The organism is Anaeroglomus insulsum, assembly GCF_050689095.1.
Classification (GTDB): Bacteria; Planctomycetota; Phycisphaerae; order Sedimentisphaerales; family Anaerohalosphaeraceae; genus Anaeroglomus; species Anaeroglomus insulsum.
The window spans coordinates 23,679-30,970 of sequence record NZ_JBOGCL010000019.1 but is presented as its reverse complement, the minus strand read 5'-3'; the positions used below and the strand labels follow the sequence as shown (position 1 = coordinate 30,970).

The following is a 7,292-nucleotide window of genomic DNA, read 5'->3' as shown; positions in this document are numbered from 1 at the left end:
GTAAGAAATAGGAACCAGTATGCAGAAGTTCCAAAATGCAAAGGTTTAATAATGATGGCTAAAAAGACAAAATTAAAACATCACGCTCGTCCTATAGTGACCGGCTATCTTGAAAAAGTCAATGCGGATGTTTTTGACCGGTATCAAAAGGAAATTACCGATATGACCAAGGGCGAGCAAGGCATTTATGCCCTGTATCGCAAGAACAAGTTGTATTATGTCGGCCTTGCAACCAACCTTCGCAATCGGATTAAGCACCACTTAAAAGACCGGCATAAAGACCACTGGACGCATTTCAGCTTATATATCATCCGTAAAGTGGACCATATCAAGGAGCTTGAATCTTTACTTTTACGGATTGCCTATCCTGAAGGCAATTCCCAAAAGGGCAAACTGAAAACATCGACCAATCTGATGCCGATGCTTATGGAACGTGTTGAGGAAACCCAAGCCAGAGAGCTTGATGACCTATTTAAAGGGATACGGCTGCCTGTCGTTAAAGAAGCCAAAAAGAATAAATCAAAGAAATCCGGAAATGCGAAGGGCACGAAGCCATTAAAAGGCTACTTTCCGACAGGCAAAAGACTTTATGCAAGTTGGAAAGGTAAGGATTATAAAGCATGGGTTTTTAGAAGTGGTACGGTGAAGTTTAAAGGGAAACTATACGATACACCCACTGGTGCAGCAAAAGCTATTAGTGGCCGCACGCCAGTCAATGGCTGGTGGCTCTGGCGGATTAAGAATAAAGATGGACATATAGTCAGGCTTTCGACGATACGATAAGGATGAAAACGATTTTCAAGTACAAAACAGCGGAAGAATAAATATTAATTCAAGCACACCCTGCCAGGTGCATAAAAACCGCCTGCAGGATTACCCCACCCTCATAATCACCTCCAATGCCTTCTGCTGGTCCTGCTCGGCATAGATTTCAGTAATCACCGCCGACCGGTGGCCCAGGATAATCCTGGCCGCTTCCAGCCCGAACTCCTTCCGCAGGAACGTAGCGGCGTTGTGCCGCAATTGGTGCGGGTGCCAATGGTATTGCTTATACCACGCTTTCAATTCGGCCTTTCCTTTTTTGCCCAGCCGCGTATGCCACTGCTTACCGGTCTCATTCGGCAACTTGGCCAAATGTGCCGGAGCAGGAAATGCTCTTTCAACAGCCCGTGTAATCGCCCGCCGATAGGTTGCTACGGTATAGACATCCCCTTTGGTTCGAATTGGATTATCCGTACAATGGCTGCCGGGGATATTGCCGTAAGATAAGGGTGTCTTTCGGTCTTGAGTCCGTTTGATTCGCCGTGCTGCATCCGCTTCGGCTGGTGAAAAGCAATACGCATCCGCAGGCCGCAGCAGGAATGGCTGCAAAAATTCCTGTGCCCTGGGCCCGATATAAATCTGCCGCGGGTGGCCATGATGGGCGGTTTTATGTTCAACTGGGCGGTAAATCCAAATCTTTCCGCTGCGGTCAATATCACCCGGCCGCATCTGGAGGATTTCTCCCGGCCGTGCTGCGGTCAGTAATTGCAATTGAATGATAGCCCAGACCTGTCGGCTGACATACGGCTGGATGGCATCTACATATTCCTGCGGCACCGGTCTGACCGGCTCGGATTCCCTTGCGTCGCAGCGGCCTTGTTTCAGGCTGGCAACCGCCCACAACGCATGATATACCGATGCCGGAATCAGTTCCTCCGCTGTCGCCCACTTAAATATCCGCTTGATGCGATTGATGGATTGATTGACATGATTGCGGCACCAGCCTTTTTCAACCATTTTCTGGCGGATGGTTTTCAGACCTCGCGGACCAAAATCCAGGATTCTGGTGTTACCATACAGTTCGCAGAGCATCCGCAGAGACAACTGCATATTGTTCAGTTCTGTGTTTTTGCCGGGTATCTGGGCATAGTAACTCTCGGCAAAAACCCAATAACGGGCCACCAGTTCATTGATAGTAATCTCGGTTGGGGATTTTTCCGGCAGGCGTCCATTGGCAAGCCACTCGGCAATGGTTTTATGGTAGCGTTCGGTGGCTTCATCAGTTCCAAAAGGTCCAAAGTAGATTGCCTGGCCATTGAGAACAGCATACGCCTGACCTGTGGCTTTGTGGTGTCGCAGTTTGGGTGTCCTGCTTTTCCGGCTTGGGGTCATCGGTTCGGCTTGCCGGGACACCTGTTTTTGTTGTGATAATGCGGTTTTTTGCTGCTTTGCTTCTGTGTTCACGGTCGTTTACCTTTCAAAAAAGAGTAGTACTACTGCTTTTTTTATCAAGGTTACGGCCGCGCCGGATCATGCCGGGTATTCGTAAATACCGAATTCAGCGTAACATACGGTATTGGGCGGTACAGGACTTGAACCTGTGACCCCCAGCGTGTCGAGCTGGTGCTCTAGCCAACTGAGCTAACCGCCCTAATGAACTCTAAGTCATTAGAAGGCAAACATATACACGATCTCCAACCCTTTGTCAAGAGGGAAAATATATGGAAAAATTCTCCCCAGCGGTTCTCCAGCGTCAAAGACAAAAGGACTTTGAGTGGATGGGAGGCGGACTTGGAGTGGGATTCCTATCTGTCTAGTGATTTTCCAGCAAGGAAATATTTCTTGAGAAATTCTCTACAAAATAGTATATTACCACTATTGGAGTGAGGAAATTGATACGCGGAGACAAATTATTCTGAAATAATGAGACCCACTGGACTGTAGGGAAACTACAGTGGCGGGTTTCTAAATTTGGGATAGAAACTATTTTCGGAGGATGGAAGTTGAAAAGCAATATTTTAGCAGGAGCTATTTTTGTATCTACATTATTTACCCTCGGCTACGCAACTCAATTTCATGTCGAATATAATGATTATGACAAGTTGCATTGGACAGGCACAGTTGATACCGAACTGGAAATATTATATTAGAGTAGAATTGTTTGTTTTTGCTTGAAGGTCAGTTTGAAAATGATATAAATACTAGTGCAATAGATTGAGTGGATAGACGTTTAGAAAGAAATAAATGGGAAATAGGAGGATAAACATGAAATCTCTAATATTGCTTTCTATTCTTATGGGAGTATGCTGTGTCTATGCGATGCCCGATATACACTTTCATGCCAAGGATGGTCGCCTCGAACAAGTTAAACAATTACTCAGTGAAGACCCGAATTTAATTAATGCCAAAGAACAGTGGGGAGCAACTCCTCTCCACTGGGCAGTTCGCACCGGACGCACAGAAGTCGTTCATTTCTTAGTTGAGCAAGGTGCAGACCTGCAAGCTAAAGACCAGTTTGGCAGAACCTGTCTTCATGTTGCTGCAGAGAATAACCGCTCAGGGCTGATTACTTTCCTCGTAGCCAAAGGAGCGGACATTGAAGATCAGAATCAATACGGTGATACGCCATTACATGAGGCGGCTCGCTGTCACAGTGTCCAAGCCATCCTAATACTTCTTGAACTAGGGGCGAACAAAGAAGCAAAAAACAACTCCGGGCATATACCTCTTGAAAAAGCCATCTCAAGCCGAGAATATTATGCTGATCTTTTGCAAAAGCAACCTGAACGGGAAGACCTCGAAAAAGGTATCAAATTATATGACCAGTCTATCAGTATTTTAAAGGGGATATCGAACGAAAGTTCTAACGATACTATAGAGTCAAGTATTTCAGTGTTATGGAAAAAAGAGATAGAGCTATCTGGACGGTCTATTAAGCCGTGGACAATACAAGTGGCAGATAACCTTGTCCGCATCATCGGTCTTTCTCATATTCCCAGAGGGAAAGATCCCAAGCTTGTTGAATACAGAATAAACTTAAATGGTAACACATCAGAGCTTAAAGAACTCCTATCAATGAATGATGAAGATATTACGCTTTTACTGCCAGAGACGTCAATCAAAGATGTAAGGCTCATCGGGGGTAATATCATCATCATTCGAAACCCATTCAAAACGTATAATCTTCAGGAACTTACCATCAATCGAGATTGGCAAGCAAAGACCAGAGATATTCCCGGTCTGACCAGAAGCAGTGTTTCAACCCATGATGCTTGTAGAAATCAAAAGGGGGATTTCTTTTTATGCGGCAATAACGGCTATATCAGAAAAGTCAGTTCTGATGGAAATGTGGCATGGGATACCAACTATAAATCAGATAAGGGGGAGGATGGTACGTTAGGCGTTGCCTATTCGGAATCAGAAAATGTTCTCGTGGCATTCGGGATGTCTTTTGAGCCTGACACGAAATTCACTTCGAAAAACTCCAGTCTTTGGTTGGGAAATTTAGATACGGAGGGCAATTTTAAAACACAAACTGAATTTGAGGGTATTTGTAATTTCGGCAAAAATCCTTCCTTTTGCCTAAGTCAATCCGACCACCCAATCGTCTTTTATGATATCGAATCAGAATTGAAGAATTACAATATCGTTCTGTCAAAATTCTCCAAAGATTTGAAGAATATAGTTTGGACAACACCTCTCTTCAAGAAAAAAGACGTGATGGTTTCACGAATGTCTTTAATTCCTTGTGGAGAAAACCATATTTTAGCAGCATTTCTTTGCATGAGTCTGAATCAACATGGCGTTAATCCGTATTTTTACATCTTGGATGATAATGGAAAAATTACGAATCATATGGCTTTTGAAAATATGAGTTGTGCAGGACTTTTGCTCGCTGTGGATCAAGATAAAATATACTTAGTTACCGAAGACCGCAGAGATGAAAGCGATCCCCCTATAGAATTTCTGAAATTGACCTGTTTTAAAATCAATGACATCGCCCATTAGTGCCATTTCACTTGCATCGCCATTACTTGGGTGTAAAACGATGGTACTATTTTGTCTAATTGATCGACATAGTGAATATTTCTATCTTTTAACGGATTATTAATAGATAAGAAGGAAACTCACTCCCCCATCAACTAATCTAGCAGGGCAGTACACAGGTTCAGGAGTGTTTTGCTGAAGACTTGGTCTGGATAGACAGACTTCCAAATGGACGTTGGCCGGCCGTGATTATTTTGGTTTTTTCCCCTTTTTCCCAAAATATTACTTATCTTTTCCAATATAGGTTCCAGGGTCCTGCGAACCATCCTTGTTAAATGGGGGCTATTATTATGGGAACAAGCGACTTTTCGACAAGCAGTGCCGATGCGATTTCGGGTGCCTATGCGGCATTGAGTACATGGTTTGAGGGGGTATCGTCCGGCCAGCGCGTGAATGCTGCCGACGATGATGCCGTGGGGCTGGTGCTCGGCCAGCAGCTCCACGGCTACGGGGTCGAGTCTATCCAGGCCCTTCGCAATCTCAGAGACGGCATCAGCATGGTCCAGACTGCCGACGGTGCAGCTTCGATCATTGGCAGCAATCTGATTCGGATGAAGGAATTGTCGATGCAATCCGCCGGAGGCATCTTGTCGGAAAAACAGCAGCAGCTTATCCAGCGGGAGTTTGACCAGCTTGCCGCCGAAAACGCCCGCATTGCCGAAACGACCGAGTTCAACGGCATTAAACTGTTTGCCGACGGCCAGTCCATCCAATTGTCCATCGGATTCGGAAACCGGCTGACCATTCAGACACAGGCCATCGCTGCGGTCTCAGGGAACCTCAGTGATAACACCCTGTCCGCGACTGAAGGGGTGGATCGGGCAATCAGCCAGCTTGCCGCCTTGCGGGGCGGACTGGGTGCGTCCATGAATGAGATGGAACTGGCCAGCCAAACCCTCGAAAAACAGATTGTCAATCTGATGGCCGCAGAATCCCGAATTACGGATGTGGACGTAGCCCAGGGAGCCGCTAATCTGACGGCGGCCCAAATCCTGGCCGAAGCCGCCATGGCGACACAGGCCCAGGCCAATCTGTCCGGTGAACTGGTTGCCGCGATGATGCGAAAATAAAGCCGGGCCGGGGTTGATCCTGTGTAAAATCGTGGTTTGGGCAGAGCGAAGGAGGTTTTATCCCCGCAGTTGCATGGCAGGGGACGTTACGTTGTGAATCCAGGCGGTTCACAACAGCCTCCTGTGTGCCGCAGACCCTTCATTCCTGGCGGGTATAACCATCCCCCAATTGTTCGGATATTTGGACGATAAACAGAAGCATATTTTAAGTTGATACCCTGCAAGAATAGGATATAATCAATCCGCGTATCGTTTCCCTGCCAGGTGATTTGCTGTGTCTTGTCAAAGATTCGGAATCCTGGCAGCGGGCAATATGTACGGTTAATGAATATACTATAGCAGGATAAAAATATGGCAACGTTATTGGTTCCGAGCAATAAAAACTCAAAGATGTACTGGGTAGTGATGGGTGTCGAACTGGTCGTGATTCTGGGCCTGGGGTATGGTTTCTTCTCCAAGGGCAAACAGCTAAGCACCAAAGAGGATCAGATTACCGAACTGGAAAAAGGCCGTGAAATCCTTGTTGGCCAGCTTCAGGACCTCCAAAAAAACACGGTTTCGCTCGACAATTACAATCGCCTGGTTACGGCCATCCAATCCCTCAAGACTGCCGCCATCAGCTCCGGCCAGATGACGATTGCCCAGGCCGCCGGCCCTGAACAAATCTGTGCCGCTGTTCGCCAGATTCTCCAGAAGCCCCAGACTCTCACTTCGGCGACCGAATCCCAGCCCTCCTCCGCCTCGGAAATCGATTTCCATATCTCGGTTGTCGAAAATGAAATTGCTCGTCTTGGGGTGATTGATACCACCAAGCCGGATAAAAGATACGACCTTGCAATCTTCTATATGCAGAAGGTTTTGGATGGCATCGGGTATCCTCTCGGCGGAGCGGTAACCAACACCAACCAGGCTGTGATGAAGTTCCAGACCGACAATCAGCTTAAAGCCGATGGTAAAGTTGGTGCCAAGACCTGGGAGAAGGTTCGCCAGCTCTGGAATGCCAAGAAACCCAAGGCCTAAACCGTAATCTCCACCCGGTTTCCTTCCGGGTCCAGAAACACGCATTCATAATACCCATCCCCGGTGCGCCTGGGTCCATCGATGCTGCGATATCCGTCCATCGACAGCTTCTGAGCTGTTTGATCGACGTTTTGCTCCGATCCCACAGAAAAAGCCAGGTGAGCATAGCCCAGCCGCTCACCGGTTGAAGCTGTCTGGTTCTTGCACACATCCGGCCGCCGCATCAATTCCAGCCTAGCTCCATTTTCAAAAGTGACAAAATACGACTCAAAGCCCGTCTTGGGATTCCTGTATAGATTCCCCGACCGTCCCCCAAAGCAGCGAACATAAAACTCTCGCATTAGCTCTAAGTCGTTGACCCACAATCCGATATGTTCGATTTTCAAGGTCTTC

Annotated in this window: 6 protein-coding genes and 1 tRNA gene; 4 read left to right on the top strand and 3 right to left on the bottom strand. The window is 46.8% G+C overall.

The annotated features are described in order from the left end of the window. Positions 1-783 (top strand): GIY-YIG nuclease family protein (locus tag ACQ9LF_RS13085; protein ID WP_462489863.1); only part of this gene is annotated, 783 nt, incomplete at its 5' end. Positions 784-873: 90 nt separating this feature from the next. Here ACQ9LF_RS13085 and ACQ9LF_RS13080 read toward each other — a convergent pair. Beyond that, the gene (locus ACQ9LF_RS13080) at positions 874-2,226 is read right to left on the bottom strand and encodes a tyrosine-type recombinase/integrase (protein ID WP_462489862.1); all 1,353 of its coding nucleotides are present in this window, start codon (positions 2,224-2,226) and stop codon (positions 874-876) included. A 113-nt stretch (positions 2,227-2,339) separates the two neighbouring features. Next, positions 2,340-2,413 (bottom strand) — tRNA-Val (locus tag ACQ9LF_RS13075). A gap of 614 nt (positions 2,414-3,027) precedes the next feature. On the opposite strand from ACQ9LF_RS13075, the gene ACQ9LF_RS13070 reads away from it, so the two are divergent. The 3 genes from ACQ9LF_RS13070 to ACQ9LF_RS13060 all read left to right on the top strand — a co-directional run bounded on the left by ACQ9LF_RS13070 (position 3,028) and on the right by ACQ9LF_RS13060 (position 6,899). Then, the gene (locus tag ACQ9LF_RS13070) at positions 3,028-4,770 is read left to right on the top strand and encodes an ankyrin repeat domain-containing protein (protein ID WP_462489861.1); all 1,743 of its coding nucleotides are present in this window, start codon (positions 3,028-3,030) and stop codon (positions 4,768-4,770) included. 329 nt (positions 4,771-5,099) lie between these two features. Further along, a complete protein-coding gene (locus ACQ9LF_RS13065; protein ID WP_462489860.1) occupies positions 5,100-5,879 on the top strand; it encodes a flagellin in 780 nt (259 codons plus the stop codon). A gap of 351 nt (positions 5,880-6,230) precedes the next feature. Continuing rightward, entirely contained in the window at positions 6,231-6,899 is a 669-nt protein-coding gene (locus ACQ9LF_RS13060; protein WP_462489859.1) for a peptidoglycan-binding domain-containing protein, read from the top strand. On the opposite strand, the gene ACQ9LF_RS13055 is transcribed toward ACQ9LF_RS13060, so the two are convergent. Then, positions 6,896-7,285, bottom strand: coding sequence for a VOC family protein (locus ACQ9LF_RS13055; protein ID WP_462489858.1), 390 nt, complete (start codon positions 7,283-7,285; stop codon positions 6,896-6,898). The two genes, ACQ9LF_RS13060 and ACQ9LF_RS13055, sit on opposite strands and share 4 nt — an antisense overlap. Between the last annotated feature and the right edge of the window lie 7 nt (positions 7,286-7,292).